The following is a 24,042-nucleotide window of genomic DNA, read 5'->3' on the forward strand; positions in this document are numbered from 1 at the left end:
TAGTTATGAGTTAAGTCATAATAATTTTATTGTTTTTGATTTATTGAGTTTTTCTAGTGATTTTTCATTGATGGTGTCAACTTATGTCACAAGATGTCACAACTTTGACAAGCCTCTATAGATCCCCCGATCCTTTTAGATCCTACAACTTGATGATTAATATTTAGAATTCTTAAAATATGCCAAAGTCAAACCGTGTCAGAATGTCACAAACTTTTTGTTCAAAAGCGGCGGGCTTGGCGAGGAGGAGTGAATTTTTCACTCTTTTGCTTTCTCGCTCTCATTTCTGGGTGATATTTGCAGAAGTATTTAATACTGTATAGAATCACAGTATCTTAATTGTTTTGAAGTGGGGTTTTGGTGGCTAGAGTAACGTGTCCTAACTGTGAGGCTAAAGCTATCGTCACGTCTCGTGATAAACAAAGCGCACACGTTGTTACGCTGTATTGTTCTTGCAGTAATACTCGTGAGTGTGGTGCCACATTTCGAGTGACACAATCATTTGATCATTTCATCAATCCCCCGTGCAAAAGCACAGCGCAAATTGCAGCAGGGCTTATTAAGAATCTTCCAAGAGATCAGCAGCTGGAATTGCTTGGTCTTTAACCAATGGCTTGACCGTTCCTAATGGCGCACAATACCACCCACAAACAAAAACCAACCAGAAAAGTTAATCCATAACTATCAGCTGTAAGTTCATATCCACGCCAATTAATATTTAAGATTACGAACGAGACCAGCATGCAAATTGCAAGGCTTAACTTATGCGCATAAAATTGCCAATCGAGCCAAACTAACCACATCGGTAATATTTCAATATCAATTAAGTCAACAAGCATCTTCGCTCCCCGATTTCCAACTTAAATTTTTTGGTTACGCAAAGCTGAAATTTGACGCTTTACGGCCTTACTTTTTCGGAATGATGAAACGTTCACTTTCAACACGCCCGCACTGCTCATTCCTACAGCAATCTCAGGTTTGTGGTCAAAATTAGGCGCTAGCCAACGCACAAGTGCGCGTTTGATACCAATTTCACTTATTCCAATGGTTAAAGTTCGTTGTTAATAGGGAAAGACTCAACCCAATTTACTGCTGCTACCCGCAATTCTTCGATTGATTTTGTAGGCACTAACTTTTCATCTTCCCAATTACCACTATCTATAAAAATATGGCCGCTACCATCGGGCTCAATATGGATAGTTGTATAAAGCATTCCTATGATCCAGTCTTCTTCGGGGCAACCGCATTCGTCACTTTGTCTTGACTCAATGAATTCATAGCAATTACTCATTTGCTCAAACGAACCATCCATATTAGCCTACCCTATTTACAATATGCATTATTCGTTGTGCTTTGAGAGCTATTCTAATCTGTTTGTTATATATTCTAGTGCTTGAGTTGGTGATATGTTGCCAACTTCTTTGAGAATTAAAGCTGTTGGAGAGCATGTTACATCGCACTTACAGAAAGCACATTTAATTAACCAAGTTGGTGGCATAGTGTTTTTTGATTTAAATTCATTTGCATCAGCGGATGAAGTCGCGCCGCAAGTGCATTTGTAACTTATTAAAGGTTCACTGATAATTTTAGGCATAATCGTTATTCCAATGCTAAATCTAAGCCGCTAATTTTCGCTGCGCTTCAATGATTGTCAGGCAAATTGCTTTATTGGCCTCAATACCATCGTTGCGATGTGAAAGCCAATCATCACCATTGTGAATGCTAGTGCATGGGTGCGGAAATTTATCACTGCCAGCACATTCATACTCGACCGTAACTTTATGCTTTTTCAAAAGTTGAAAACAGTAAGAATCATCTGCAAGGGGATTTTTGGCCTGTGACAAAATCACCTTTTCACGCTGGTTTTGGTAAAAGTCACTTTGATGCTCTGGCGCATCATAAAATAAAAATGTTTCTAGCGTGTGGGTGTCGTTCTCGATCTCAGCAATAGCTTTGATAATTTCAAGATCTGACAATTCGCTTAAATTATTCATCGCTGTTCTCCGTTTTTCCAACTTGCTACTTAACCAGTAAGCGTTCCGCTTCATAAAGCGATTCAATAAGCCTCAATGCGTCAGATTCTTTAATCTCACCAGCAAGCTCTTTTTCAGATAAAGCTCGTCTTAATAACATGGCCGCTTTCTCTATTTCTGTCATTTTTTTTCCAATATTAACTAAGGTTTAAAGCGTGGTTCTTCGATTTCAGGGAGACGTTGAAAATTTATCTCAATGTCAAAATCGACACACGCAGCTTCTGCAAATTCATCCGATATATCTTGCCATTCCTCTTGCCAGTCTCTGTATGTAAAACCAGCGTCTGAATCATGCCATTTATCTGTTCTGTCAGAAATATAAGCATCCATTTCTTGGGCTTTATCAGAAGCAAATACTTTAAGTTGATCTGCAATACTCTCGTATTGTTCTTTCATTTGAGAAAATAGTTTATCGTTATCTAAATTAAACTTACTAATCAAAGCCTGAACATCTTTATCTAACGAATTAATTAGCTCATCATGTTGAGACTTTATTGAAAGCATATCCTCAAATAATTGTTTAAATTTTGCTTCATCTGCTTTGCTAAGTTTACGCATGTGCTGATCGCCTGATTTCCAATTAAAGTTTTTGGTTTCGCAAAGCGGAAATTTGGCGCTTTACAACCTTGCTTTGTCTGAATGATGAAACATTCACTTTCAAAGCACCCGCACTGCTCATTCCTACAGCAATCTCAGGTTTGCGGTCAACATTAGGCGCTAGCCAACGCACAAGTGCGCGTTTGATACCCATTTCACTTTTTCCAACTATGACTTTTTAGCTTCGTAGCGCTCTATTTGAGCGTCAATTTCGCTAATCTGACGGTCGATGCTTTCGCTGTTTACATCACCCAAAAACGAATATGCTTCAAGTAAATTAGAGCGCTTTTCAAGTGCATCTTGGTACTGTTTTTCGTTTTGAATTTCCATAAATCCCTCGCTGTTTTTCCAATGGTTAGTTAGATTGACGTTGTAATTTATCAATTTCAGCAGCTATTAACGCGCCCGCTTTTGTAAGCTCCTTTATTCTTGATCTGTAACAGTCATCACCTAACTTCAGGTGTTTTGACTCCCATGGAAAATGCGGAATAGGTTCGTTGTTCTCTGCCATAATTCTAAACTGAGCCCTAATACCTGTTGAGCTAGTTGCGGCTGTTGCGTATACGATTCCAGCCATTGTTAACTCGCCTTTTTTATAGCTATCGTCTCGCTCGCTTGAGTAGCCTTCATTTTCAACTTGTCGTTCTCTTTCGTCCGCAATGAGTTGTGCGCCTGTCTTCATAGTTAATTCACTCCGTCATTTTTTGTACGTACAATAATTAATTAAAAACAATGTAAAGTCAATATTTGTACGTACAAAAAATAGAGATTGCTTTAAATTTTTGTACGGACTAAAATTCGCGGTGATGAATGATAAGAAAATGCCGGTTGGCAGACCCAGAAAAAACGTAACGGCCAGCGCTCGATGTGAGTTTAGAGTAGAGCCCGAACGAAAATTGATTTATGAAGCCCAAGCAAAAGCGCAGGGGCTGAAATTGAGTGCGTGGCTGAAAGCCTTGGCTGACAAAGACTGTGGGCTAGAAGATTAGGCCCGTTAGTGCCCCGTCACTTTAATTCTTGAGTACACGTTGTTTATAGCGTCTGATAGCTGCAATAAATTACCGTTGTACTTGTCGGCTACCACCTGCCGCGAACTAAAACCAAACAAATCAGCAACTACACCATGGTCAACATTTTTTGCTAAGTGGATAATTAGCGAATCTTCAAAGGTTTTAGCTGTAGCCCAATCTAAACCAGCCTTTTTAAGCAGCGTATTAACTTTGGTTCGCAAGTTTGTCGGCTGTTTATTTATGCCGCTTTTAACAGTTCGTTCGCTCATTGCAAACTCATTAAGTCGATCATTTAACAAGGCTGGGGCGTATTCACTAAACCCTCTATAAGTATTTAAACTATGCCTGTACTTTGCTGGTAACTCTTGCTTTTCGTACCAATTAAGGTACTTTTCAAGTGCTTTACAAAACACTTCTGGCACTTCAATGATCCTGTCTTTTTTATTTCTGCTATAAGCTGCGGGTAGAACCCATTTCCGATAAACCTCACCTTTGTCATTCATTAACTGGTGCAAGCGCAGTAAATTGTGCTCAGTGAGCGACAAGGGAACGTAAGCGAGCTGGCTTATTAAATACCTGTCTTTAGTAGCGTACTTGCCAGTACAAGCTGAATTTAAAAGCGAATCGATGTCGCTATCAACAAATATCTGTCTCAACATTTTGTAATTGCATAACCAAATATTTAATATATGCAATATAGATTACACTATCGAAGTGCAATAACAAGGCAATTAAGAAAAGAAGCTAGAGGAGATATTGGAAATGTCCTAGAGGGAAAAACAGCCCACTAGGGTGAGCTGTTTCGTTTTTTGGTTCGATATTGGCGCTGGTATTCACGCTCTCTTGTAGCGTCCTTACCATTGGCACGTTGTCCGCCCTCAGGTATTCGATGTGCATTGTACGGCTGCGCACGCGCTATAAACTCGATGTGTGCAGCTTTGCTTGCGGACGTTAACTCGGTTCGGTTTTCATAATCAATGCGCTTGGCTGCATCAGCAAGATGATCATGATTGATTTTACCTTCCGCTCTCATTGCGTTTAGTTTATCGCTGTGCGCTTGACGGTACTCAACGCCTGCAAGACCTCTTTCCTGTGGTATGCCCCACTTAAGTTTGTACCGCTTGGGTGTCATACCATGAGACTTTAAATGTTTACCAAGCATGACGAACATTTTGCCGCACTCTAAACATTGAAGCTTTTTGTTGTTGAGGTAGGTGTCAACTTCAGCTAGCGTGTTAAATTTCTTTGTTGTCATAAAGTGTCATCAGCTCTACAAACAGCTGTCTAGCGCCATACTTTTGCTTGCCTTCGCCAAATTTAGACAATAGGCGATCATACTGTTGAATTTCTTCACCCTCAAATTTGGCTTCAACACGTTTTTTGTTTTGTCTATCTGCATTGTTGTGGGGATCTATCGCTTGAGCGCGTGGCAACAAGGGGCTCGGCAAAGTGTCATCCAATCCAATGTGGTTATTGTACCCAGAAGCCAAATTGAACTTATGGTAAACAAGCTCTTTACTATCCTGAGTTACTACAAGCGCTACCGTTTGACCTTCAAGGCTTCTATCTTGGCGGTATTCCCAAAAGATACGACTTGCCGTGAGTGGATTAGCCGTGGTCTTTTTGTCGAATATTTCGTTCCCATAGTCGTTGGGGCGCTTTTTATAGATTTTAAACATGGTGGTATACCTAAAGGAAAAGGCAGCGCTTGCTGCCTAGAGGGAAATTTAACGTGTTAGCGTGGTATTACCCCAAAACAGCTCGTCTTCGTCTGTTTTAGAGAAAGCTAATACTTGCACTCTGTCATCACCTTCTTCCCACATTTCTTGTGCTAGAGTTTCATTATTGTTTGCTAGTTCGAAGATGGCTTCTGCAATTTCAAGTGAAGTTTCGCGAGAGTCAGCCCAGTTTTGTAAATTTACGTTGTTCATGATTATGTTTCCTCTGAAACGCTAGGAACCCGCCTAGTCGGAGTGTACCGCCTCGGTACGATTTAAATAATAGCAAAACGTCCGGACGTTGCAAGTTATTTTTTAAACTTTCTGCACTTTTTTTATTCGATGGGATTTTGGGGGGGTCGTTGCATACCAGAGGAAGCCAACACAAACTTTGAACTGTCAGCTATGCCATACTGAACCCAATATCCCACCAATCATTCGCATTGATATCAGTAGCTAGTCCACTAACGATCAACCTGGCTAGCTCCATATCTCCAACTAACTGCAACTTCTTCTTATATCTGCAGTTCGACGGCAAGCGCCGCTGTTCGGCTTCGGCCAAGCTGAATGCCAAATCAACAATTTCTCTCGCCTCACGCCAATGATCCTTTTCTGGTGTAGCTATAATTGCTCGGTCCATATCGCTAAAGTCTAGTTGTTTAAACGAACGCAACTTATCACCCTCTTTATAGAACACCCGGCCATGAGCCATAACGGTTCCATCTTCTTCTAACGCTTTAAGCTGATCATCTTCTAGGACATCCCAATACGCTAGGCTGTTTACAGCTTCGTTCCTGCGTTCTTCAGCTTGTTTTTGGGCAAGCGTTTGCGCTACGTGAACCACATAGTCATGTTTGATCGCTTTATTCTGGTCTTTTTCATCCATAACGAGCAATTGACCTCCCCGAATTACGTAAACTCGGCCATTGTGATGCACCTTTTTACCGTCCGCCAGATCCTTTTTAAACTCTGCGATCTCTTTTTCTGTATATCCGATCATATCTAGCAATAATCCGTCTCTATGCCCCGTAGGGCAAGGCGTACAATTATTCCCACTAGTCCAAGATAGGTCGGCTGCGCCGACGTTGTTAGCATCGTGCATACTCGCATCATAGGTGTTGTCGTTAGCTGCGGCAGTACCAATTGGTTGTTTATCCCAGGTGTGTACCCGAGTTATTAGCGTGCATCTACTTTGTTCATCAACAACACCTTTAAGCCGCTTTGTACACTCTGAATACGCATTACCGAACTCGGTATGTTGATAAGCAGGTTTAAACCGTGCCTCGCGGCCAATGCCAAAACCACCCATTAAGGTCACAAATGTCTTAAAGTCACCGCCATCAGCAGCTTTTCGCACTTGCTCTAGCTCTTCATTACCTTTGACTTCTTCGCGCACCCTGCGCAGCTCACGCCAGATGGTAATTGAGGGAGATTTTTGAAATTGAAATTGGCGAATGCCCCACGTACTCGCCCATGCTTTTACCGGGTTAACAGCCTTAACGAGCTTTTCACCGGTTTCCGCGTCGTATTCATTGGCTAACGCAAACCCGTCTATGTTCTTACTTACATATTTAGCGATGTATGCCGCGGCACCACCTGTTTTGTTGCCATCTTTATCAACCTTTGGTGGCTCCATTCTAATGGCTGTATAACGAGGGCCGCTTGGGGTGTAATCCTTTTTGGGTTCTCGCGTATATACTTTGCGCTTTTTATTCAGGCCCCATATTCTACGAGCGCGAACATACCTGGCACGCAGTGATTTACGCTTTTTGAACCGTTCAAAAAAGACTGCTCTATCGTCTTTGGTAAAATACCTACGCAGGATGTGATTAACTTGATGGTAATAACGCTCTGGCATCCACAGCAGCATATGCCAATGAGTACAGCCGTCAGCATGTGGCTCAGCAACGCGTATACCAAAATATGGGATTTCTTCACGGTCCAATTTAGCACGCGCCTGAGAATACAGTTTATTGAGATAGTTGCTTGCTTCTTTCGGTGTTGAACCATCCCATTTAGGAGAGTTCGCATGGAACCGGCTCGGGGTTGTAATGTTAAAAAAACCGCCTACATAGCCCATTTCATCCGCAAGCTCTTCAGTCTCGCGGATCCGTAGCATTAATTCATTACGCATGTTTTCAGGGTTAGCCACACCCGCTTCAACGGCTTTCATCAACGAAATTACATCGTTATGCTCATTTACTAACTCTAAGCTTTCTAGGTATCGCCTACCTCTTTCACGGTCGGTTTGGTACTCTTTAAGCGCCTGTTTAGAGCAATAAGCATTAATCCCCTTTCTTTTGGTGACCGAGCCTGTCTTTTTGTTATGTGTGGTAAATAGGTCACGGCCCACCTCGCCAGTAGCGATCTCTAAATGCTCTAGATAGCGGCGCCTAATAGTTTTTAATTTGCGCGCCCACCACTTGTGGCACTGGGCTTTTAATAGTGCAATTTCGGCGTCTGGCTCTGTTAAATACTCGCCTTTTTCCTCAAAAGGTAGCGTAACGCCATACTGCTCAGTAAAGTCAGCAATGGCGTGATAAAAATCAACCATACCCCAGCTTGATTGCTCGGCAGCTAAGTCAGTTAATACTTCAGTTACTTTGGCTGCTAGTTCGCTTGCGTGCTTCTTGGTCTTTTCTGCATTGGCTAAAATATGCCAAGGCAATGGCATACTGTCTGTTATCTTCTTGAGTGTTTTTAGGCGGGGCTTAAGAGTGTTTACAGCACGTCTAAGCCAAGCATTGGCTTGGTATTGGCATTTTAAGTGGTTTTTAAAATCTTCTGGCACGCCCTGTTGCGTGTGCTTACCAAACTCATATAACCGCTTACTGATCTCTAATAGCTCATCCTTACCAGCGCTTGCTAGGTTTTCAAGTGATGAGTCATACTTAACTATAAAACGCTTGGCAAAACGTAGCTGTAGTGGCTTTGGTACTTTGCTTAAACAGTCATATACAAAGTCAATTTCAGCTTGGTCGCCCAAGGCATTAACTAGGGCCATTGCACTGCTAGTTACCAAGCCGCCAGCTTGTTTTGCAATGACTTTCTCTGCGTCTAATTCTGTTTGTGAACGGTCACGCTCAAACAGCTCAACACGCTTTGCTTTTGCTGTCTCTGCTGCTTTTAGCGTTTCCTCAGTTCGCCTAACAAAGCTGGCCTGAATACTTCTGGCGCGTTTGCTGGCTACTATGTCGGCAGCAATATAATTATGATGTCGGTTGTTGTGTACTTTATTTAAGGCCGCAACAGCCTGTTTACTCAAACCTAAACTGGTTAAATCTATTCTATGAGGTGTAGTTGCAAGCACGTTACAAAACCAAGCGTTAGCAGGTTCGCTTGGGTTTGTAGGCTCGTCTTGATACCAAGCATCTGACTCAGGTGTTATTTTAGAGATATATTGTTTGGCTAATTTATACTGGATATAAACGGTAAATCGCTGCAAGCCTTTTAACAATGTCGCTCTATGCGCATTATCCTTTACTTGCTTTGTGATGGTTACTGCGGCTTTGCAAACCTCAAATGTTTTTATAGGCCATAAGCTCACTGGCATGTTCCCTTAAAAAGGGGCTTTCGCCCCATACAACTTGGAGAAGTTGGAATTTGAATTTAACCGGCTAGTGCTTTATAAATTGCTGATACAAATTTGGCCTGATTGCAACTATTGCAGCGTTACTACCCTGCCCCATAGTCTCTAAATCAAGCATTACGTGGTTCATATTGCTTCCTCTACTTGTTCAATTTGTTGAGGCTCACCACCCATTTGGGCAGTATTTAGCGCTGTTTTCATTTGGTCATAAATGGGGGAAAATTCGGCATGCTCTTCGCTGATCATTTCAATGATTGGGAGTAAATCAGTTAGCGTGTCTTCGCACTGCATTAGCATATGTACTGTGCTTCTTTGATTGAGCAAACGGATTGTAAAATTGGCCTGTTCAACCGCGTGATGAACAATATTTCTGATTAGGCGCTGTATTTTAGATAGATCTTGGTCTTTGATAGGGAGCATTTTTTATTCCTTTGGGTAGTTAAATTAGATTACGAGCAGCTCAGCATTTGCAGGATAACCCTTGCAAAATACAAAGTGAGCGTATTCGATGGAGTCGGTTTTGTTTGGTTTTTCAGGATCAAATCCCGGGCGTTTGCTGTGCACGTACACCGAGGCCAGCGGCAAGGTTTGCCACATGGTTTTGCGCTTAGCGCTGCCAAGCCAGTTCAGTCGTTGCAGAAAAATAACCAGGCCACCTGAACGCACCATATTTAATGCTTGATACACAAACTGTTGAGACAGTTTAAACGGCGGATTGGTAATGATCATATCGTATTGGTTTAGCTCAAGGCCCGTATTTAGCTGCAAAAAATTAATGCCTTTGCGCTCAGCGCGGGAGTCTTCTCTTAGGTCCCAGCTTTCCACATTAAAGCCGCGATTATTTAGCACCGTTGGGTAGCTCATTGGGTACTTTTCACACCCGCCTGCGCTTGGGTCGAGTATGTCAACGCACGAATCAAAATCCCAGAGGCCATCTTTTTTAAATTCATCAAGAAACTCGTGAATTAACCAGTGCGGCGTAACGTAATAATCATCGGCATGGCGTTCGTAGCCGCGGCCTGTTGAGCTCATGATTTCACCACTCCTGATGTTGCTTAATTGGTGTGACTACGCTTTCGGCACTGTAGCGTGGTGTATTTGGCTTGGCGCCATGATAAAAGCACTCTGGCTGCATGGCGTTCGCGTCGATAAACTCAATCACAATGCTGTTCAAAAACATCAAGCCATTGCGCACTTTGTCACGCTCGTCTAGCGTCATATCATTCCAGTGCTTATCTAGGGCTAAACGGCTGAATCCTGCTGTAAACAGCACCAGTTGGCGTTGCTTTTGGCTAAGTACGTTTGTAAAAATGTAGCCAGGCTTTTTACGGTGGTCGCCAATCATTGCTCGTATTTCGAGTAAGCCCTGAGGCTGTGCATTTGCCATGTTCTCTCTCCTTAACTCGCTTGTTGCGTTGTATTTTGGCCGTAGGTTAAATAGAACTGCTCAGCACCTAGGCGCATCCACTCTTCTATGTCCGCCTCTAACCACACCACTCTGTCGCTGGTGATCTTATGGCTTGGAGGGAACTGGGACTTATTCATAAGCGTATAAACCGTTGAGCGGCTTATTCCACACTTATCTGCAACTTGGTTTGCACGTAAAAACTTATCGTTAATCGTTACCACATCACCACGAACATTGGTTCTATAGTTTGGGGTTGGCACTAGGTTACTCATGCTGCTTGCTCCTTGGCTTCAAGGATTTGTTTTCCATATCTAGCGAAAAACGACTCTGTAGTCATCGAACGCCAGATATCAATATCGCTTGCTAGCCAGACAGTGCAGCGGTGAGATACCTTCTGCGGTAGTGGAAACTTTCCTTCTCCCATCAGCTTGTAAATATTTGAGCGCGACATAGCGCACTTTTCCTGCACCTGCTGTCTTTTTAAGAACACCTCATTTGGGCCAACAACTTCACCAAGCAGATTTTTCCTAAACTTTGCATCTTCCATAGATCACCTCGAAACTATTGTTAGCACCTTGCATGGTTCCTTTTGTTTACTCGCATGTGCTAATCTTGTTTATAGATACTTTGATTTCATTAATAAAAACTAGAAGCGACCTTGTAAGGATGCATACAACCCCTTAAAAGGACGCCCTTGGAATAATATAGATCCATAGGTGGATACATGTCAAATACTATTGGCGAAAAATTTCGATTAATCCGTAGTACAACAGGCTTAAGTCAGCCAAAGTTTGCAGAGCTGGTTGGTATCAGTGTAAGCTCATATAAAAAATATGAAGGTGGTCACTCTGAAGTGGGCTCGCAACCGTTATTGACCATTGCTAATCATCCCGAGTTTAAGAAGTATGCTCTCTGGCTTATTACTGGGGATACGAAGCCTGAAGCAGGACAATATTCACCAAGCGACAAAATTGAATTAGCAAATACGATAACCACTGAACAATTTGAAGAAAAATTTGTAGAAACAGTTTCCCAGTCACTTTTAATGTTCTGTCATTTAGACTGGTTTAAACCGAATGTTGAAAAGCAGGTCGACTTTGATGATTGTGGAAAGTTAATTCTAAAAGACGTTAAGCCCTTGCTAGCCGCAAGGTATGCAGACGACCAAAGCTCAAGTAAGACAGCATAAAAAATAAGACAGCATAAAAAAGCCCGCTCAAAGCGGGCTTTTTTATAGAACAATTTTACTTTACAGCTTTAAGTATTGGCCGTTCAGGTATAGGCCTTAGTTCAATAGGCTTACCAGCCATGGTTAACACGTAGTTTTTTACTTTATGATGTGCCACTACTGTTTTTTCGTATGAAAGTAATTTGTTAGGTTCTGTAATAGCGTCGTGTACTTCAAGTAGGATGTTATGTGATGTCATTCCCGGCTGTTCATAAACTTCGTCTTCACCGTTATTGCTATGCTGCTCTACTAAATCAAGCAACCTTAACTCATACTTGTTGGGCATATGACCACCTTGAGAGGCAATATATAACCCAACAACCAATATAAGATTTAAAAAACTCATTAATGCTAGCAGCCCCATCCTATGCCTCCTTTCTGTTTAGTTTTCTTAGCATGTGTCTTATTGGATGATTTGCTACTACTGCAAGTGTAGTTACATTAAGTACAACTACGCCATACTGATAAAATAGAGTGAAACGATTAGAGTCGAGCAAACCATGTGAGACAAATTGCAACATTTGCAATGTCGACATTAAAAATGTGATATAGAGGCAGTTCCTTGCTGTTGGCGAAAATGAGCAACCCCTTATTTTATGCAGAAAGAACAGAGCAGCAGCAAAAGCCATCGAGCAAGAGAACATACTAAAATAAAAGAAATGGCGTAAGGCCAGCTTTTCCATCCCTTGAATCGTCACTATATGCTGTGCGAGGTTTGAGCTTGTAAAGTGGAATACCATTACTGTAAACGCAGATAAAAAGCATGAATGCAATTCGTGATCTTGGATTGTTTTCAAGCTATTTTTACCTCCAAAGAACAAGCTCCAGCGCCTATTTTTGAACTTAAACAGCAAATACAGACAAATAAGAACCTCAAGAGCTCTTATCATCCAGTCTGAAATCACAAAAAAATCATTCATGCTTTTCCTTAAACTTCTTTACAGCAAATTAATTCTAGTTATTTAAGCCTTGAGTAGAGTAGAGCATAGCTGCATCACTACGAGCGCTTCCAGAGTATTGGCTTTTAACCTCGGGTGGGACTACGCCACCGCCACCGCCACCGTTACCACCAGTTACGCGTTTCAATTCTTTTACATCAAGTGTTTTGGAGTTCATATTTAGATCCTTATTTTATTAAAGTTGATTAATCCTTACACTTGTTCACGCAATGTTAATATAATTAACACTGCATGACAACAAGCAAAGTTAGTTTATCGCAATCAATAGGCGGGCTTCAAGCCCAGACACTGTTCATATATACAGACATCAAACTTGCTATATGAACAAATTTATAACCCCTATAGGAACAGATATAATCCCTCCAAGTATCATCACGCTTGCAACCAAGCAACCAGTTCCTTGCTGCGGGTTATTAGTTCTGTCGTTTTGCCGTTGTTGTGAGCGAATTTCACCTGCTAAATTTTTGTGTAAATACTTCTTGTGAAATGTACTTACACTAAAGTGCTCGCCAGTTTCTACTAGTGTGATACCATCTTGAAACCTATCTAACCTAAAGTGACGATGGCTATTTCGGAGCCTGCACCAACCGTAGAAATAAACGACATTGCCATCCATTTTAACTGCATCTAGCCGTAATTCCCTGAATGTTATCTGCCCATTTGAATCTGCATATTCAAAAGCAATTTCCAAAGACTTAGGCAATTTAAAGTTTTCTTCGTACTCATATTTTTCTTGCGTCGTTTTGCTCTTAATTGTGGTTGTGGCGTCAACATCGTTGACTATTTTTTTAGGTTTTTTAATCTCTGGGAGCTGATCTTGCTCTTGTTGCAATACATGCTCCAGTTTACTTTCAGCTTCATCTTTGGCCCATTCCCACACGGCATGTTTAAATGCAAGTGGATAATCAAATTCTGTGAGCACTGTTTTTATTTCTTGAGCATATAGCTTATATAACTCTGTAATCTTAGTCTCTAGTATAGGTAGCGCTTTAACTAATCTTGGGGGCTTTACAGAGTTAGGGTTCTCTTCTTCATATGTTATTAATTCGTGTATGAGTGCATCTTTATTCTTTTTGGATAACTTTATGCCAACTGACTTACAGCGCTCCTTTATTTGCGGTAACCTCTCATAGCTTAAAGCTTCACTCCACAGCTCATAGTCGAGCTCCTTAATTTCTTCAATAACGCCAGCTTTGATCAGCGCATTAGCAAAATCATCCTCAATAACTTGAGGTTCTACGTTTAGCTCTAGCTCACCAATATCAAAGTCACCAGCAAATACGTATAAATCGTGCCAATATTTTTTAATCCATGTATCGGGACCAAGAAGCTTATCTCGGTTGGCACAGATAAAGCGCTCAAAGCTTTCTATCTCAACCTCATAACAACCTTCATCGTCAAACAACCTCTCATAAATCTCCTTGAAATCCTGTTCAGATTTAGGCTGTTCCTCTTTAAGCTCATCTTTGAGGTCAAATAGGTCGGTTTCGTCTTTAATTTTTATTCTGGCTTTATTAGAGCTTGGTAGGCGCTTTGCAGTATAGACACCATTATCATTTCTAAAGTAGTTGTAATCCATTGCAGATCCTTTGAGCAAAACTTGATGTTAATTATTTATCTCAAAGGTAACAATCTGAGGATTTAAACAGTACTCTGCTATTATTACTAACACACCATTGAGGTTTCTTTATTCGCTTACTACAATAAAGAACTGTATATTTAAACAGTGTTATTATGCCAATTATTCGATATCGCTATCACTATGGTAATACATACTTGAAGCGTGGAGGACTAGCAGAGCGCACTTCCGCGTTGATACAAGACCGTGTTAGATTTACTTATGATGGGGGTGTGCATGTACTACCTTTTAGAGGTTTTACAAAAGCAAGCAGAGATCATCGTAACTTACCACATATTGCATTAGATGGTGTGACCGCGATTACTTATGATGCGTTGGGTATATGTGACTGGATTGACCTACCAAAGCAGCCACACCTTGCTGTGATTTACAAGTCTTGTGTTTACTTGGTGCTAGACGAAGACGGCCTCCCTGTTAGATATTCAATATAAATATCTAACACAGGACATCACCCAAATACTTAGTCCACACCTCTATACTTTCGCGCTTTTCTTTTAGGTAGTCGTAGCGATCATAGTGCACCGACGAAACATCAGATTTATCATGCTGCTGTAGTAGGTCACGTTGCGACTTTGGAATGCCTGCTTTACCCATTAACGTTTTGCATGTTCGCCTAAGATCTCTTGGTGCAAAGCGCTCAACACCGTGCTTGTCACACCAACGCAATATAGCCATCCTAATAGTTGATACATGCGCACTCTCATAAATTGAGTCTCGATGAGGAAATAGATATTCACTTTCGCCTTGGTGTTGCATCAGGATTTTCACTATCTTTTCCGCTTCACGGGAGACAGGTACAATATGCTCACCTCTATGCTTTATCTTTATACGCTCAACCGGGATCGTAAATATCTTCTCTTGAAAATTAAACTCGCTCGATTTGGCAGCGTAGAGCTCATTCACACGCTGGCCTCCTAACAATATCGCGAGCTTAATATAGTTATGCGTGTGGAACGGTAAATCATCAGCATACCAAACCTGCCTTAATTCCAGTTCGGACAGCCATCGTTGACCTACGTTCTTGGGAGTGTCGTAGTTGATGTCTCTAATGAAATTGGTTTTGACATTATATTTTGGCGGCTGCTTGAATTGCTCAGGTGAGTTGTCGTAGTCTATCGCAAATTTTAAGATGCTCATTAGTGTTGAACGAACCAAGCGGGATTGTTCCTTTGCACCACGGTTGTATACTCGGAAGATAATTTCACGCGCCATATCAATATTAAATTTATCTGGCATTAAATCTTTTGGAATGAATGGTGTTATATTACGCGCAACCAAGCCACGCGTTCTTTTGATTGTGCTCTCAGCCCACCGAGTTGAAATGTACACGTCAAAGTCATCTAGCATATCAAGAAAGGTTCTCTCGGCTTCAGATGCAATGTTGGCTGCGTTTTGTTTTTCGAGGTATTCTTTTGGGTCAATTTTCTGCAGTAGTAACTTGGTTATCTGAGCGTGTTTTTGACGAGCTGTTTTGAGATCTGTGTCGGGAAATGTTCCCAACCCAATAACCTTTCGAGCATTATTAAGGTGATACTGCACTCTGAAAACTTTAGTGCCAGTTTCGTTAACTCGAATTTGTAAACGCCCCTCTCCATGATTGCCACTCTCGGTCAAAACATAGCGCGTTTTTTTGGGCTTTAATGCCTTTATTGATTTGTCTGTAAAATTCATTTTTTCATTGTTCAAAACTGTGACCAGCACATTGGTCACAGTTTTGGTCACAGTTTGGTATCTGATAACAATAACAAATTTAGACAGTATAGACAGCTTAAAGGGCAATAAAGTGGGTTAAAAGCAGCATTTTTGGCAACATAGCTCTAAATAAGACAGCTATTCTAGACATCCCCAAAAGCTCACACATAAATCACTTAAACCCTAAATATCATAAAGTTATGATTAAAATACAAATCACAAATATCAAAAGGTCACACGTTTGGTCACACTTATGACTAGTAGCTCGATTATCTTAGATAGTCATACTACTGAATTATTGGCGGTAAGTTTATCATGTATCTCTGTGTCTTTACTTTTTTAAATTCAACTACCTTGAGAGCGGTATTAATACGATTATTTTGAATGACTATCGGACTGTTCTCATCTAGAAAGCACTTTATTGGTTGAAAACCTTAATGACCACCCCAAGTTGACTGATAGATGGATCACATAGACACAAGGTCGATTACGAACTGAGGATTACTTCGCAATATCTAACCAAGTGCCACCCGTAAGCGTATCTAGATCATGCGCTTTTAACTCAAAAACCGAGTTGGGCGTGCCTGCAGCAGCCCAAATACGATCGTATTGCTTTAAATCTTTATCAATTATCGTCAACACAGAGTCAGTGTGCGCCACAGGAGGCACACCGCCAATGGCAAAACCGGTTTTTTCCCGTACAAAGTTTGCGTTCGCTTTTTCGAGCTTTACATTAATTGCTGCTTCCACTTTTTTCACGGACACTTGGTTGCTACCAGAAGCAATTATCAAGACCGCCTTTTCAGTATTGCTATCTTTAAATATCAGAGACTTGGCGATTTGAGACTCAGTGCAACCAATCGCATTTGCAGCATCTTTCGCGGTACGAGTAGAGTCTGCAAGCTCTGTAACGGTGAAGTTATGCCCATGACTGGCTAGGAACTCTTGAACACGTATTGATAAGGATTTTAACGGCTGTGACATTCAATTGCTCTTCCATGCTATGGTAGTTAAAACCAATCTAACAGCTAGTGAGCGGATTTTAAACATCATGTATGTTTTATACTATTTGTGATATCAGGCTAACCCTATCTCGGGGGTAGCATTGAAAAATATCCGAGTATCCCATTAAGAGAAACTCGGATCATGGCTGTATATAAACACTCAAGATATTAAGTTCAGTAAAGTCTATATTGTTACCACATGCCATTGATACGCAAGGCTAGCGCCAGCCAATGAGCATGCTAATAAAAAGTTCATTACCTCTTTTGAGCTAAGTGAACGAGACTCCCGAGAAAAATGCTTAGCATGTAATCTCATACCTAGTGGTTGCAATTCTTTTTCATGTTTTGGCAATGCTATCAATCCAGCAAGTAGCATGACTAAACAAAGCATATAACTACCTTGCACGATAAAGAATAGAGTAAGTGAAAATGCGGTGACAGAAAAAATCCAAGAAATGAATTTGAACATAGCAGCTCCGTTTGCTATCAGTGTTACCAGTTCGATTTTACAATCATCAAGCTGGCTAGTTTCTAATTTTAATACGGAGTTTAGAGTTATTAGTTTAAAAGCACAAGCAGACTAAAGTATTAGCCCTTATTTTCGAACAATGCCTTCATAAATTCATAGAATGCCTCTGCCTTGCGTGTCTTCAGCGAGTGCTGAGGCCTGACAAACCAAATAGGTGCGTCGTCACTTTCGAGACAACCTGGAATTATAGGCACTAACTCACCTCTTTTTAGGTTATCTCTGATGGCAATGTGAGATTTAACTGCAATACCATGCCCAGCTAGGGCAGCAGAAGTCATATTGTCTGAGTTTGAAATCGTAAAACGAGTTTTTGCGTTAAAGTGTACAATTCTACCGTTTGGTTCTTTTAACTTAAATTCTCGTTGCCAAGGTAAGCATACAAAAAAGTGGTTTTGTAATTCGCTGATATTATCAGGCATGCCATAGCGGTCAATATAGCTCGGCGCTGCACATAATATCCGATGGTTATCGCATAGTTTTCTCGCCAACAACCCAGAATCAGCCAATTGTCCAACGCGTATCGCTACATCTTGAGCACCTTCAACTATGTTTACAAACTGATCGTTGATCAGGAAATCGAGTGCTAATTGCGGATGCGCTTGCTCAAATTGACTTAGATTTGGCATCACAAATTGTGAAAACACCCAAGGCGGCATAGTGACACGAAGTAACCCGCTCACCGCTGAGCCCCTTGCACCTATTTCGTGCTCAGCATCATAAAGCGCCTCTAATATATGCTCCACCCTCTCTCTAAAAGTACTTCCGGCTGGGGACAATGTTAGCGTTCGACTATCTCTAAACAGCAAAGTCATGCCTAAATGTTGCTCTAACTTATTAAGACGATGACTAACTGTCGCAGGCGAGAGTCTCAATTGCTTCGCAGCATTAACCACTCCTTGATGTTTAATAATAGCTAAGAATGTTTCGAGTTCAGCGATTGAATACATGTCGATTTAGTTTTTTCGAATCTTGCTTTCGAATATGCGCGCTTTGTTTAAATTTATCAAATAAATATACTGCTTCTCATCGCAACTAAATTGGAATTATCAATGAAACGCACCTTAATTAGTCTATTCGTTATGTTAGGAGGCCTAATGCCGAATATTAGCCAAGCCAACTCAAAGGTTGAACGCCCGGAAGTTATTTTCTTCGATGTCAATGAAACCTTACTTGATTTAGAGTCAATGAATAAGCCGGTTAGCCAAGTTTTAGGTGGCGATGAGTCCCTATTAGCCCTTTGGTTTTCCACTATGCTACATCACTCGTTAGTGACTACAGTAAGTGGTGATTATCAAGATTTTGGCAAGATAGGCGTTGCCGCGCTACAAATGGTTGCAAAAAACAAAGGCCTAACGATAACTGACGCACAAGCTAAACAAGCAATCGTGCCCGCCCTGCTCTCTTTGCCCGCGCATAAAGACGTCATTCCCGCGCTAAAACGGCTCAAGCAAGCTGGGTTTAAACTCGTGAGTTTAACCAATTCATCGAATGCGGGGGTTAAAGCGCAGTTTGAAAATGCCGGTCTAATTACCTATTTTGACCAACGCTTGAGTATTGAAGACATCAAAGTGTATAAGCCCGACCTTAGAGCCTACGAATGGGCGTTACAGCAATTAAATATTCGTCCAGACCAAGCGCTAATGGTGGCGGCTCACGGCTGGGATGTTGCCGGCGCTAAAGCCGCGGGCATGCACACAGCATTTATTGCAAGACCACAAAAGCAACTCTACCCACTGGCAAAGACACCAGATTACGTGCTACCTGACTTAACAAGTTTGGCTGACGAGCTCATCACTTCTCGAAACAAGTAACATTGGAAAGTATCAGCTGGCACCTTGATACCAGCTGATAAAAATGCTCAGCATGCTTTATCTACATAATAAATGTACTAGATTTAAGGAGGTGAATCGAAGGAATAGCCTCCATGAATATAAATAAAAACACCCACATTGTGATCTGGATAATCATAGGTGTTAGCTTAACTATCCACGGCGCATCCCTTTTACTGAGCAATACGCTTCTTAATAATATAACTTGGCCGCTGATAGAAGCGCATGCAGTGGTTGAAACCTTCGGCTCTGCTGTCGCCCTTTTCATTGCATTGGCGTTGTTATTTTTTGAAAAGTACAACACCGGTACAAGTTTTAATATCGAAATCGCCACGACCTATCCCGGTGTTATTTTTCAGATCATTTCGAATTTAGTCGCAAATTCCATTGCACATGGCTTTAAAGAGTCGGAACAAGGTGAGATCACCATTGAATTCTTTAAACATGATGAACACATTGAGCTTATTTATAAAGACAATGGTAAAGGCATGTCGGAGCTTGAATTAAGTAAGTTATTCGAGCCATTTTATACCACCAAAAGAGGAAGTGGCGGTATGGGACTTGGCGCTTATATTATCTATAACTTGGTGACTCAAGGGCTAGATGGAGATGTACACACCGTCAGCGAGCCCGGCAAAGGACTCGAATATAGGATAGCATTTGCTAATAAACAAGCGACGCCATTAAAAGTTGTTTCTTAACCGGATGACTGATTGAGTACTGCCACAATGGTCAGTACTCAATACTTCTATAATAATTAAATTAGAAAAATCCTAGAGGACTGGTGCTATAGCTCACTAAGAGGTTCTTGGTTTGTTGGTAATGATCCAGCGCTTTTTTGTGAGTTTCTCTGCCAATACCTGATTTTTTATAACCACCAAATGCCGCGTGTGCAGGATACATATGATAACAGTTAGTCCACACGCGACCCGCTTCGATTTGGCGACCAAATTGATATGCGCGATTCATATCTCTAGTCCACACCCCAGCACCTAAACCAAACTCAGAGCTATTCGCCAATTCCAACGCCTCCGCTTCATCTTTAAAAGTACATAAAGAGATCACCGGACCAAATATTTCCTCTTGGAATACCCGCATTTGGTTATGCCCTTTTAACAGCGTCGGCTGAATATAAAAGCCTTTATGATAACCCTCGCCAAGCTCTGCGACTTCGCCACCGATTAATACTTCAGCCCCTTCCTTCTTGCCAATATCAATATAGCTAAGAATTTTATCAAATTGAGCTTGTGAGGCTTGTGCACCAACCATGGTTTCTGTATCAAGCGGATTGCCGCGTTTAATCGCCTTAGTGCGTTCGATGACTTTGGCTATAAAGTCATCGTATATATCTTCTTGCACGAGCAATCGCGATGGACAAGTACATACTTCTCCTTGGTTAAAGTAGGCCAGCACAGCGCCTTCAATACACTTACTTAGGTAATCATCGTCAGCTTGCATCACATCACTAAAGTAGATATTAGGCGACTTACCCCCTAGCTCCACCGTTGAGGGAATGATATTTTCAGCAGCACATTTTAGGATGTGAGAACCCACAGGAGTCGATCCTGTAAACGCAATTTTTGCGATACGTGTACTCGTAGCAAGCGCTTCACCAGCCTCTTTCCCGAAACCATTTACAACATTAACCACACCATTTGGTAATAAATCAGCGATTAATTCCATCAACAACAAAATAGACGCAGGCGTTTGCTCCGCAGGTTTTAGCACTACGCAGTTTCCAGCTGCGAGAGCGGGTGCCAGTTTCCAAGCGGCCATAAGTAATGGGAAGTTCCATGGGATGATCTGCCCCACAACGCCCAGAGGCTCATGAAAATGATAGGCCACGGTTGACTCGTCAATTTCACCTATGGCTCCTTCTTGAGCACGAATGCAACCTGCAAAATAGCGGAAATGATCAGCAGCAAGCGGAACATCAGCGGCTAGCGTTTCACGTACAGCTTTTCCATTATCCCATGTTTCGGCTATCGCTAGGTATTCAAGGTTTGCTTCTATTCGGTCTGCGATTTTGAGTAATATATTGCTTCGTTCAGTGACCGAAGTTTTACCCCACGCCGCCTTTGCAGCATGGGCGGCGTCAAGTGCCAGTTCAATGTCTGCATCATTTGAACGCGGGATCTGACAAAACACTTCGCCATTAACAGGACTAATATTGTCGAAGTACTGACCGTTAACGGGTGGCGTCCATTCACCGCCAATAAAGTTTTGATATTGCGACTTAAAGCTGACGATCGCACCTTCAGTATTTGGATTTGCGTATATCATTTTTACCTCTGCAACTTGTGTTATTTATTTGGGCTTCATTCGTCCCAGTTTTGTTTTTACTAATATTTGACATTAGCCAAATTCACCTTTAAAAACTTAACTTAGGGTCTCGGAATGTATACGCACAGTCCAAAAGTAACCGAGAAGGAGTGCATTGTTTGCAGATCTCTAAACATCGCAGTCGTGTCGAACGCTTAGTTGAAAACAAAATAAGTTTTGCCGCCAATCACGTTGAGCTAAGCGTCTATGACACATACGAAAGTACCAACAGAGTCAAACTCGCCTCTAATGAAGTGTTGTTTTGTGCGATGATCACTGGCAAAAAAGTGATGCACGTAGACAGTTGCGACTATCATCAGCCCTTTTTACCTCATCAAAGCTTCGTATTGGCACCAGAACAAACCGTATTTATAGACTTTCCCGACGCCAGCTTATCCGCTCCCACCACCTGTTTAGCAATTGAGATCAGTCGAGAGAAAATTAATACCGTGAGCGAGAAGTTAGCGCTTTCGCTTCCTAGTGATTTTAATTATCAAAAGCAGCTGGTGCACACTGAGCATAACTGGCAAACCCAGCACTGTTTGGGGCGATTGCTCCATCTGTTCAGTGAGAATGAGGCTGAGCGGGGATACTTTATCGATTTGGCAATGGACGAGCTAATTGCAAGACTACTACAGCAACAAAGCCGAGATCTGCTGTTAGGCGCAGTAAAACAAGCACCAGATCATAATGGTTTGTATCAAGCGATGCATTATTTGGAGACTCATTTAGACCAGCCACTAGATGTAGAGAAGCTTTGTAAACTTAGCTGCATGAGTAGAAGTCGCTTTTTCAATCAATTTAAAAAGTCATTTTCGACGACGCCACAGCAGTGGCTCCAAGCACGGAGACTAACTGAAGCAAAGGCAAAACTAAAAGCAGGAATTCAGATCACCGCAATTAGTTTTGCACTCGGCTTTAAGCATCCAAGTCAATTCAGTCGAGCGTTTAAACAAGCCTTTAATATCACGCCGAAGGACTATCAACTTCAGGCACTAAAAGCCGATAAAAACGACTGGTTACTCCGTTAGTCCAGCCAAAACCCTGTTGCACCACGTATTCTCCGCCACTAGCCTGTTTATCCGGTTCAACCACATTGTACTTCTCAAGCAAACAGCCGGTTTGCTCAAAGCCGGTTTCAACAGCATAAAGCCATGCTTGCATAATCTTATTCGCGAGTTGATTTTGACCATATGCCCTTAAACCTGACACCGCAAACCACTGTAGTGGTGCCCAGCCATTAGGACTGTCCCACTGCTGTGAAGTAGTGACTAAGGTACTAACCAATCCACCTTGCTGCAAAAACTCTGCCTCGAGTTTTTTGCCAATATGCTCTGCCTGCTCAGGTGTAACCAGCTCTGCAAACATAGGCACAACGCCCGCTAGAGATTCAACGGAGGTACGCGCATAATCATTAAGATCCACATCGAAAAACCAGCCTTTTTTATCGCACCAACAATATTTCTGTATCAGTGCACTACGATTTGACGCTAAATTGGCATAGTACTGAGCTTGCGTTAGCTCGTTTAATTTCTCAAAACAACGTGCGATTTGCGACTCAAGCAATACTAGTAGTGCATTTAAATCCACAGGGATAATGTCTGTTGTACGAATGCTCGCTAAATCGTCAGCGTTTGCTAACCAACGGCTACTAAAGTCCCACCCCGACTCACAAGCCGCACGAATGTGCTGATAAAACGTTTCGCTGTCCGTAACCGCTGCGGCTAATTCTATATCCTCAATAAAAGACTCTGGGCGCGGCGCTGCAAGCGGATCCCAGTAGCGATTCAGTTTGCCCCCACATGGCATGTTGACGACTCGGTACTGCGCTTTTTTATCCGTGCAACTCAAATCCTCTCCGGTCTGCCAAAACTGATGCTCTTTCAGTAATGCCTGAGTAACTCGTGACAACCACTGCTTATCATGAGATTTTTCCTGCCACAGTAAATCAACCATTAATGCTGTTACAGGTGGCTGGGAACGACTTTGGTAATAATCTCGATTGCCGTTAGGTACATGTCCAATACGATCAATAAGACTCACAAAGTTATCTAACATTCCCGCAACGAGATCGCTTCTGTTCGCATCCAAAAGCCCAAGTGCCGTAAAGTAGCTATCCCAGTAATAAATCTCATTAAAACGTCCACCCGGTACAACATACGGATGGGGTAAAGGTAGCAAGGAGCCCTTAGCAACGGTGCTCGGCTTTCTAGATAAACGCGACCACAGCGCACTGATATACTGCTGCGCACTAGTAAAATCGGGTAAGGCATTTAATTCTTTGTTGGCAACAAAGTCAAAATGCGCATGCACAAATCTAAGTAATGCCTCTCCCGTCGGCTTTTGCATCACATACTGGTTTTCTATCTCTGCAAGCGGAATTTTTGCGATGGCATCTGCAAAAACCTTACTGTCTGAAAACAGGCCAGCGCTTTGCACCGCCTTAAAAATCTCTGTGGAATAAAAGTTTGATTGGTACTGCATG

Annotated in this window: 35 protein-coding genes; 8 read left to right on the plus strand and 27 right to left on the minus strand. The window is 41.9% G+C overall.

Annotated features, from left to right (window positions below; genetic code table 11):
• The first annotated feature begins 360 nt into the window (after positions 1-360).
• The gene (locus GSF13_RS16545) at positions 361-606 is read left to right on the plus strand and encodes an ogr/Delta-like zinc finger family protein (protein WP_084204363.1); all 246 of its coding nucleotides are present in this window, start codon (positions 361-363) and stop codon (positions 604-606) included.
• Here GSF13_RS16545 and GSF13_RS16550 read toward each other — a convergent pair.
• Both GSF13_RS16550 and GSF13_RS16555 read right to left on the minus strand, forming a co-directional pair.
• Entirely contained in the window at positions 603-839 is a 237-nt protein-coding gene (locus GSF13_RS16550; RefSeq protein WP_211866367.1) for a hypothetical protein, read from the minus strand. The genes GSF13_RS16545 and GSF13_RS16550 overlap by 4 nt on opposite strands.
• Before the next feature lie 209 nt (positions 840-1,048).
• A complete protein-coding gene (locus GSF13_RS16555) occupies positions 1,049-1,312 on the minus strand; it encodes a hypothetical protein (RefSeq protein WP_211866375.1) in 264 nt (87 codons plus the stop codon).
• Positions 1,313-1,406: 94 nt separating this feature from the next.
• Between GSF13_RS16555 and GSF13_RS16560 the strand changes: the two genes are divergently transcribed.
• Entirely contained in the window at positions 1,407-1,562 is a 156-nt protein-coding gene (locus tag GSF13_RS16560; protein ID WP_211866377.1) for a hypothetical protein, read from the plus strand.
• A gap of 54 nt (positions 1,563-1,616) precedes the next feature.
• Here the strand turns inward: GSF13_RS16560 and GSF13_RS16565 are convergent, their stop codons facing one another.
• The 5 genes from GSF13_RS16565 to GSF13_RS16585 form a co-directional block, all read right to left on the minus strand.
• Complete coding sequence (locus GSF13_RS16565) at positions 1,617-1,994, minus strand: hypothetical protein (protein WP_211866379.1); 378 nt, start codon at positions 1,992-1,994, stop codon at positions 1,617-1,619.
• A 25-nt stretch (positions 1,995-2,019) separates the two neighbouring features.
• Positions 2,020-2,157: a hypothetical protein gene (locus GSF13_RS16570; RefSeq protein WP_211866381.1), complete on the minus strand. Its 138-nt coding sequence runs from the start codon at positions 2,155-2,157 to the stop codon at positions 2,020-2,022.
• 17 nt (positions 2,158-2,174) lie between these two features.
• Positions 2,175-2,591, minus strand: a complete 417-nt coding sequence (locus GSF13_RS16575; RefSeq protein WP_211866383.1) for a hypothetical protein — start codon at positions 2,589-2,591, stop codon at positions 2,175-2,177.
• A gap of 207 nt (positions 2,592-2,798) precedes the next feature.
• A complete protein-coding gene (locus GSF13_RS16580) occupies positions 2,799-2,960 on the minus strand; it encodes a hypothetical protein (RefSeq protein ID WP_168756775.1) in 162 nt (53 codons plus the stop codon).
• Between the two features lie 25 nt (positions 2,961-2,985).
• A complete protein-coding gene (locus GSF13_RS16585) occupies positions 2,986-3,312 on the minus strand; it encodes a hypothetical protein (protein WP_211866385.1) in 327 nt (108 codons plus the stop codon).
• Positions 3,313-3,436: 124 nt separating this feature from the next.
• Here GSF13_RS16585 and GSF13_RS16590 point away from each other — a divergent pair, with 124 nt between their 5' ends.
• Entirely contained in the window at positions 3,437-3,619 is a 183-nt protein-coding gene (locus tag GSF13_RS16590) for a hypothetical protein (protein WP_211866387.1), read from the plus strand.
• Between the two features lie 5 nt (positions 3,620-3,624).
• On the opposite strand, the gene GSF13_RS24790 is transcribed toward GSF13_RS16590, so the two are convergent.
• The 10 genes from GSF13_RS24790 to GSF13_RS16645 form a co-directional block, all read right to left on the minus strand.
• The gene (locus GSF13_RS24790; protein WP_249122690.1) at positions 3,625-4,299 is read right to left on the minus strand and encodes a hypothetical protein; all 675 of its coding nucleotides are present in this window, start codon (positions 4,297-4,299) and stop codon (positions 3,625-3,627) included.
• A gap of 128 nt (positions 4,300-4,427) precedes the next feature.
• Positions 4,428-4,895 carry a MucR family transcriptional regulator gene (locus GSF13_RS16605; protein ID WP_211866389.1) on the minus strand — a complete coding sequence of 156 codons (468 nt, stop codon included), beginning with the start codon at positions 4,893-4,895 and terminating at the stop codon, positions 4,428-4,430.
• A complete protein-coding gene (locus GSF13_RS16610) occupies positions 4,876-5,319 on the minus strand; it encodes a hypothetical protein (protein ID WP_211866391.1) in 444 nt (147 codons plus the stop codon). The genes GSF13_RS16605 and GSF13_RS16610 overlap by 20 nt, the downstream gene beginning before the upstream one ends.
• Positions 5,320-5,367: 48 nt before the next feature.
• On the minus strand, positions 5,368-5,571 hold the full coding sequence (locus GSF13_RS16615; protein ID WP_211866393.1) for a YccJ family protein: 204 nt from the start codon (positions 5,569-5,571) through the stop codon (positions 5,368-5,370).
• 190 nt (positions 5,572-5,761) lie between these two features.
• Positions 5,762-8,905 carry a replication endonuclease gene (locus tag GSF13_RS16620; protein ID WP_211866395.1) on the minus strand — a complete coding sequence of 1,048 codons (3,144 nt, stop codon included), beginning with the start codon at positions 8,903-8,905 and terminating at the stop codon, positions 5,762-5,764.
• A gap of 168 nt (positions 8,906-9,073) precedes the next feature.
• Positions 9,074-9,367 carry a hypothetical protein gene (locus GSF13_RS16625; protein ID WP_211866397.1) on the minus strand — a complete coding sequence of 98 codons (294 nt, stop codon included), beginning with the start codon at positions 9,365-9,367 and terminating at the stop codon, positions 9,074-9,076.
• A gap of 24 nt (positions 9,368-9,391) precedes the next feature.
• Complete coding sequence (locus tag GSF13_RS16630; protein ID WP_211866399.1) at positions 9,392-9,979, minus strand: SAM-dependent methyltransferase; 588 nt, start codon at positions 9,977-9,979, stop codon at positions 9,392-9,394.
• 4 nt (positions 9,980-9,983) lie between these two features.
• Positions 9,984-10,334 carry a hypothetical protein gene (locus GSF13_RS16635; RefSeq protein ID WP_211866401.1) on the minus strand — a complete coding sequence of 117 codons (351 nt, stop codon included), beginning with the start codon at positions 10,332-10,334 and terminating at the stop codon, positions 9,984-9,986.
• Between the two features lie 11 nt (positions 10,335-10,345).
• A complete protein-coding gene (locus tag GSF13_RS16640) occupies positions 10,346-10,627 on the minus strand; it encodes an AlpA family transcriptional regulator (protein WP_211866403.1) in 282 nt (93 codons plus the stop codon).
• Positions 10,624-10,902, minus strand: coding sequence for an AlpA family phage regulatory protein (locus GSF13_RS16645; RefSeq protein ID WP_211866406.1), 279 nt, complete (start codon positions 10,900-10,902; stop codon positions 10,624-10,626). The genes GSF13_RS16640 and GSF13_RS16645 overlap by 4 nt, the downstream gene beginning before the upstream one ends.
• Before the next feature lie 177 nt (positions 10,903-11,079).
• Between GSF13_RS16645 and GSF13_RS16650 the strand changes: the two genes are divergently transcribed.
• Positions 11,080-11,544 (plus strand): hypothetical protein, encoded by a 465-nt coding sequence (locus tag GSF13_RS16650; protein ID WP_211866408.1) that lies wholly within the window; start codon positions 11,080-11,082, stop codon positions 11,542-11,544.
• 55 nt (positions 11,545-11,599) lie between these two features.
• Here the strand turns inward: GSF13_RS16650 and GSF13_RS16655 are convergent, their stop codons facing one another.
• The 4 genes from GSF13_RS16655 to GSF13_RS16670 form a co-directional block, all read right to left on the minus strand.
• Positions 11,600-11,947, minus strand: coding sequence for a hypothetical protein (locus tag GSF13_RS16655; RefSeq protein WP_211866410.1), 348 nt, complete (start codon positions 11,945-11,947; stop codon positions 11,600-11,602).
• Between the two features lies 1 nt (position 11,948).
• Positions 11,949-12,503 carry a hypothetical protein gene (locus GSF13_RS16660; protein ID WP_211866412.1) on the minus strand — a complete coding sequence of 185 codons (555 nt, stop codon included), beginning with the start codon at positions 12,501-12,503 and terminating at the stop codon, positions 11,949-11,951.
• A gap of 34 nt (positions 12,504-12,537) precedes the next feature.
• Complete coding sequence (locus GSF13_RS16665) at positions 12,538-12,699, minus strand: hypothetical protein (protein ID WP_211866414.1); 162 nt, start codon at positions 12,697-12,699, stop codon at positions 12,538-12,540.
• Positions 12,700-12,858: 159 nt separating this feature from the next.
• Positions 12,859-14,121, minus strand: a complete 1,263-nt coding sequence (locus tag GSF13_RS16670) for a WYL domain-containing protein (RefSeq protein ID WP_211866416.1) — start codon at positions 14,119-14,121, stop codon at positions 12,859-12,861.
• 155 nt (positions 14,122-14,276) lie between these two features.
• On the opposite strand from GSF13_RS16670, the gene GSF13_RS16675 reads away from it, so the two are divergent.
• A complete protein-coding gene (locus GSF13_RS16675; protein WP_211866418.1) occupies positions 14,277-14,612 on the plus strand; it encodes a hypothetical protein in 336 nt (111 codons plus the stop codon).
• A gap of 4 nt (positions 14,613-14,616) precedes the next feature.
• Here the strand turns inward: GSF13_RS16675 and GSF13_RS16680 are convergent, their stop codons facing one another.
• From GSF13_RS16680 to GSF13_RS16695, 4 genes are all read right to left on the minus strand, one after another.
• Positions 14,617-15,852, minus strand: coding sequence for a site-specific integrase (locus GSF13_RS16680; protein ID WP_211866420.1), 1,236 nt, complete (start codon positions 15,850-15,852; stop codon positions 14,617-14,619).
• Between the two features lie 522 nt (positions 15,853-16,374).
• On the minus strand, positions 16,375-16,857 hold the full coding sequence (locus tag GSF13_RS16685; RefSeq protein WP_211866422.1) for a YbaK/EbsC family protein: 483 nt from the start codon (positions 16,855-16,857) through the stop codon (positions 16,375-16,377).
• Positions 16,858-17,061: 204 nt separating this feature from the next.
• On the minus strand, positions 17,062-17,346 hold the full coding sequence (locus GSF13_RS16690) for a hypothetical protein (protein ID WP_010605066.1): 285 nt from the start codon (positions 17,344-17,346) through the stop codon (positions 17,062-17,064).
• A 119-nt stretch (positions 17,347-17,465) separates the two neighbouring features.
• Entirely contained in the window at positions 17,466-18,353 is an 888-nt protein-coding gene (locus GSF13_RS16695; protein ID WP_010605067.1) for a LysR family transcriptional regulator, read from the minus strand.
• 147 nt (positions 18,354-18,500) lie between these two features.
• On the opposite strand from GSF13_RS16695, the gene GSF13_RS16700 reads away from it, so the two are divergent.
• Positions 18,501-19,217 (plus strand): haloacid dehalogenase type II, encoded by a 717-nt coding sequence (locus GSF13_RS16700; protein ID WP_211866424.1) that lies wholly within the window; start codon positions 18,501-18,503, stop codon positions 19,215-19,217.
• Between the two features lie 113 nt (positions 19,218-19,330).
• Positions 19,331-19,936: a sensor histidine kinase gene (locus tag GSF13_RS16705; RefSeq protein ID WP_211866426.1), complete on the plus strand. Its 606-nt coding sequence runs from the start codon at positions 19,331-19,333 to the stop codon at positions 19,934-19,936.
• Positions 19,937-19,997: 61 nt separating this feature from the next.
• On the opposite strand, the gene GSF13_RS16710 is transcribed toward GSF13_RS16705, so the two are convergent.
• Positions 19,998-21,518: an aldehyde dehydrogenase family protein gene (locus GSF13_RS16710; RefSeq protein ID WP_174168703.1), complete on the minus strand. Its 1,521-nt coding sequence runs from the start codon at positions 21,516-21,518 to the stop codon at positions 19,998-20,000.
• 158 nt (positions 21,519-21,676) lie between these two features.
• Between GSF13_RS16710 and GSF13_RS16715 the strand changes: the two genes are divergently transcribed.
• Positions 21,677-22,588, plus strand: a complete 912-nt coding sequence (locus GSF13_RS16715; RefSeq protein ID WP_174168701.1) for an AraC family transcriptional regulator — start codon at positions 21,677-21,679, stop codon at positions 22,586-22,588.
• On the opposite strand, the gene GSF13_RS16720 is transcribed toward GSF13_RS16715, so the two are convergent.
• Positions 22,524-24,041 (minus strand): trehalase family glycosidase, encoded by a 1,518-nt coding sequence (locus GSF13_RS16720; RefSeq protein WP_211866428.1) that lies wholly within the window; start codon positions 24,039-24,041, stop codon positions 22,524-22,526. The genes GSF13_RS16715 and GSF13_RS16720 overlap by 65 nt on opposite strands.
• Position 24,042 lies beyond the last annotated feature (1 nt).

Origin of the sequence: Pseudoalteromonas sp. M8 (assembly GCF_018141365.1) — a bacterium.
Classification (GTDB): Bacteria; Pseudomonadota; Gammaproteobacteria; order Enterobacterales; family Alteromonadaceae; genus Pseudoalteromonas.

Coding starts and splice junctions, on each gene's coding strand:
- GSF13_RS16550 (WP_211866367.1), bottom strand. CDS start 839: ATGCTTGTTGACTTAATTGATATTGAAATATTACCGATGTGGTTAGTT.
- GSF13_RS16555 (WP_211866375.1), bottom strand. CDS start 1,312: ATGGATGGTTCGTTTGAGCAAATGAGTAATTGCTATGAATTCATTGAG.
- GSF13_RS16560 (WP_211866377.1), top strand. CDS start 1,407: ATGTTGCCAACTTCTTTGAGAATTAAAGCTGTTGGAGAGCATGTTACA.
- GSF13_RS16565 (WP_211866379.1), bottom strand. CDS start 1,994: ATGAATAATTTAAGCGAATTGTCAGATCTTGAAATTATCAAAGCTATT.
- GSF13_RS16570 (WP_211866381.1), bottom strand. CDS start 2,157: ATGACAGAAATAGAGAAAGCGGCCATGTTATTAAGACGAGCTTTATCT.
- GSF13_RS16575 (WP_211866383.1), bottom strand. CDS start 2,591: ATGCGTAAACTTAGCAAAGCAGATGAAGCAAAATTTAAACAATTATTT.
- GSF13_RS16580 (WP_168756775.1), bottom strand. CDS start 2,960: ATGGAAATTCAAAACGAAAAACAGTACCAAGATGCACTTGAAAAGCGC.
- GSF13_RS16585 (WP_211866385.1), bottom strand. CDS start 3,312: ATGAAGACAGGCGCACAACTCATTGCGGACGAAAGAGAACGACAAGTT.
- GSF13_RS16590 (WP_211866387.1), top strand. CDS start 3,437: ATGAATGATAAGAAAATGCCGGTTGGCAGACCCAGAAAAAACGTAACG.
- GSF13_RS24790 (WP_249122690.1), bottom strand. CDS start 4,299: ATGTTGAGACAGATATTTGTTGATAGCGACATCGATTCGCTTTTAAAT.
- GSF13_RS16605 (WP_211866389.1), bottom strand. CDS start 4,895: ATGACAACAAAGAAATTTAACACGCTAGCTGAAGTTGACACCTACCTC.
- GSF13_RS16610 (WP_211866391.1), bottom strand. CDS start 5,319: ATGTTTAAAATCTATAAAAAGCGCCCCAACGACTATGGGAACGAAATA.
- GSF13_RS16615 (WP_211866393.1), bottom strand. CDS start 5,571: ATGAACAACGTAAATTTACAAAACTGGGCTGACTCTCGCGAAACTTCA.
- GSF13_RS16625 (WP_211866397.1), bottom strand. CDS start 9,367: ATGCTCCCTATCAAAGACCAAGATCTATCTAAAATACAGCGCCTAATC.
- GSF13_RS16630 (WP_211866399.1), bottom strand. CDS start 9,979: ATGAGCTCAACAGGCCGCGGCTACGAACGCCATGCCGATGATTATTAC.
- GSF13_RS16635 (WP_211866401.1), bottom strand. CDS start 10,334: ATGGCAAATGCACAGCCTCAGGGCTTACTCGAAATACGAGCAATGATT.
- GSF13_RS16640 (WP_211866403.1), bottom strand. CDS start 10,627: ATGAGTAACCTAGTGCCAACCCCAAACTATAGAACCAATGTTCGTGGT.
- GSF13_RS16645 (WP_211866406.1), bottom strand. CDS start 10,902: ATGGAAGATGCAAAGTTTAGGAAAAATCTGCTTGGTGAAGTTGTTGGC.
- GSF13_RS16650 (WP_211866408.1), top strand. CDS start 11,080: ATGTCAAATACTATTGGCGAAAAATTTCGATTAATCCGTAGTACAACA.
- GSF13_RS16655 (WP_211866410.1), bottom strand. CDS start 11,947: ATGGGGCTGCTAGCATTAATGAGTTTTTTAAATCTTATATTGGTTGTT.
- GSF13_RS16660 (WP_211866412.1), bottom strand. CDS start 12,503: ATGAATGATTTTTTTGTGATTTCAGACTGGATGATAAGAGCTCTTGAG.
- GSF13_RS16665 (WP_211866414.1), bottom strand. CDS start 12,699: ATGAACTCCAAAACACTTGATGTAAAAGAATTGAAACGCGTAACTGGT.
- GSF13_RS16670 (WP_211866416.1), bottom strand. CDS start 14,121: ATGGATTACAACTACTTTAGAAATGATAATGGTGTCTATACTGCAAAG.
- GSF13_RS16675 (WP_211866418.1), top strand. CDS start 14,277: ATGCCAATTATTCGATATCGCTATCACTATGGTAATACATACTTGAAG.
- GSF13_RS16680 (WP_211866420.1), bottom strand. CDS start 15,852: ATGAATTTTACAGACAAATCAATAAAGGCATTAAAGCCCAAAAAAACG.
- GSF13_RS16685 (WP_211866422.1), bottom strand. CDS start 16,857: ATGTCACAGCCGTTAAAATCCTTATCAATACGTGTTCAAGAGTTCCTA.
- GSF13_RS16690 (WP_010605066.1), bottom strand. CDS start 17,346: ATGTTCAAATTCATTTCTTGGATTTTTTCTGTCACCGCATTTTCACTT.
- GSF13_RS16695 (WP_010605067.1), bottom strand. CDS start 18,353: ATGTATTCAATCGCTGAACTCGAAACATTCTTAGCTATTATTAAACAT.
- GSF13_RS16700 (WP_211866424.1), top strand. CDS start 18,501: ATGCCGAATATTAGCCAAGCCAACTCAAAGGTTGAACGCCCGGAAGTT.
- GSF13_RS16705 (WP_211866426.1), top strand. CDS start 19,331: ATGAATATAAATAAAAACACCCACATTGTGATCTGGATAATCATAGGT.
- GSF13_RS16710 (WP_174168703.1), bottom strand. CDS start 21,518: ATGATATACGCAAATCCAAATACTGAAGGTGCGATCGTCAGCTTTAAG.
- GSF13_RS16720 (WP_211866428.1), bottom strand. CDS start 24,041: ATGCAGTACCAATCAAACTTTTATTCCACAGAGATTTTTAAGGCGGTG.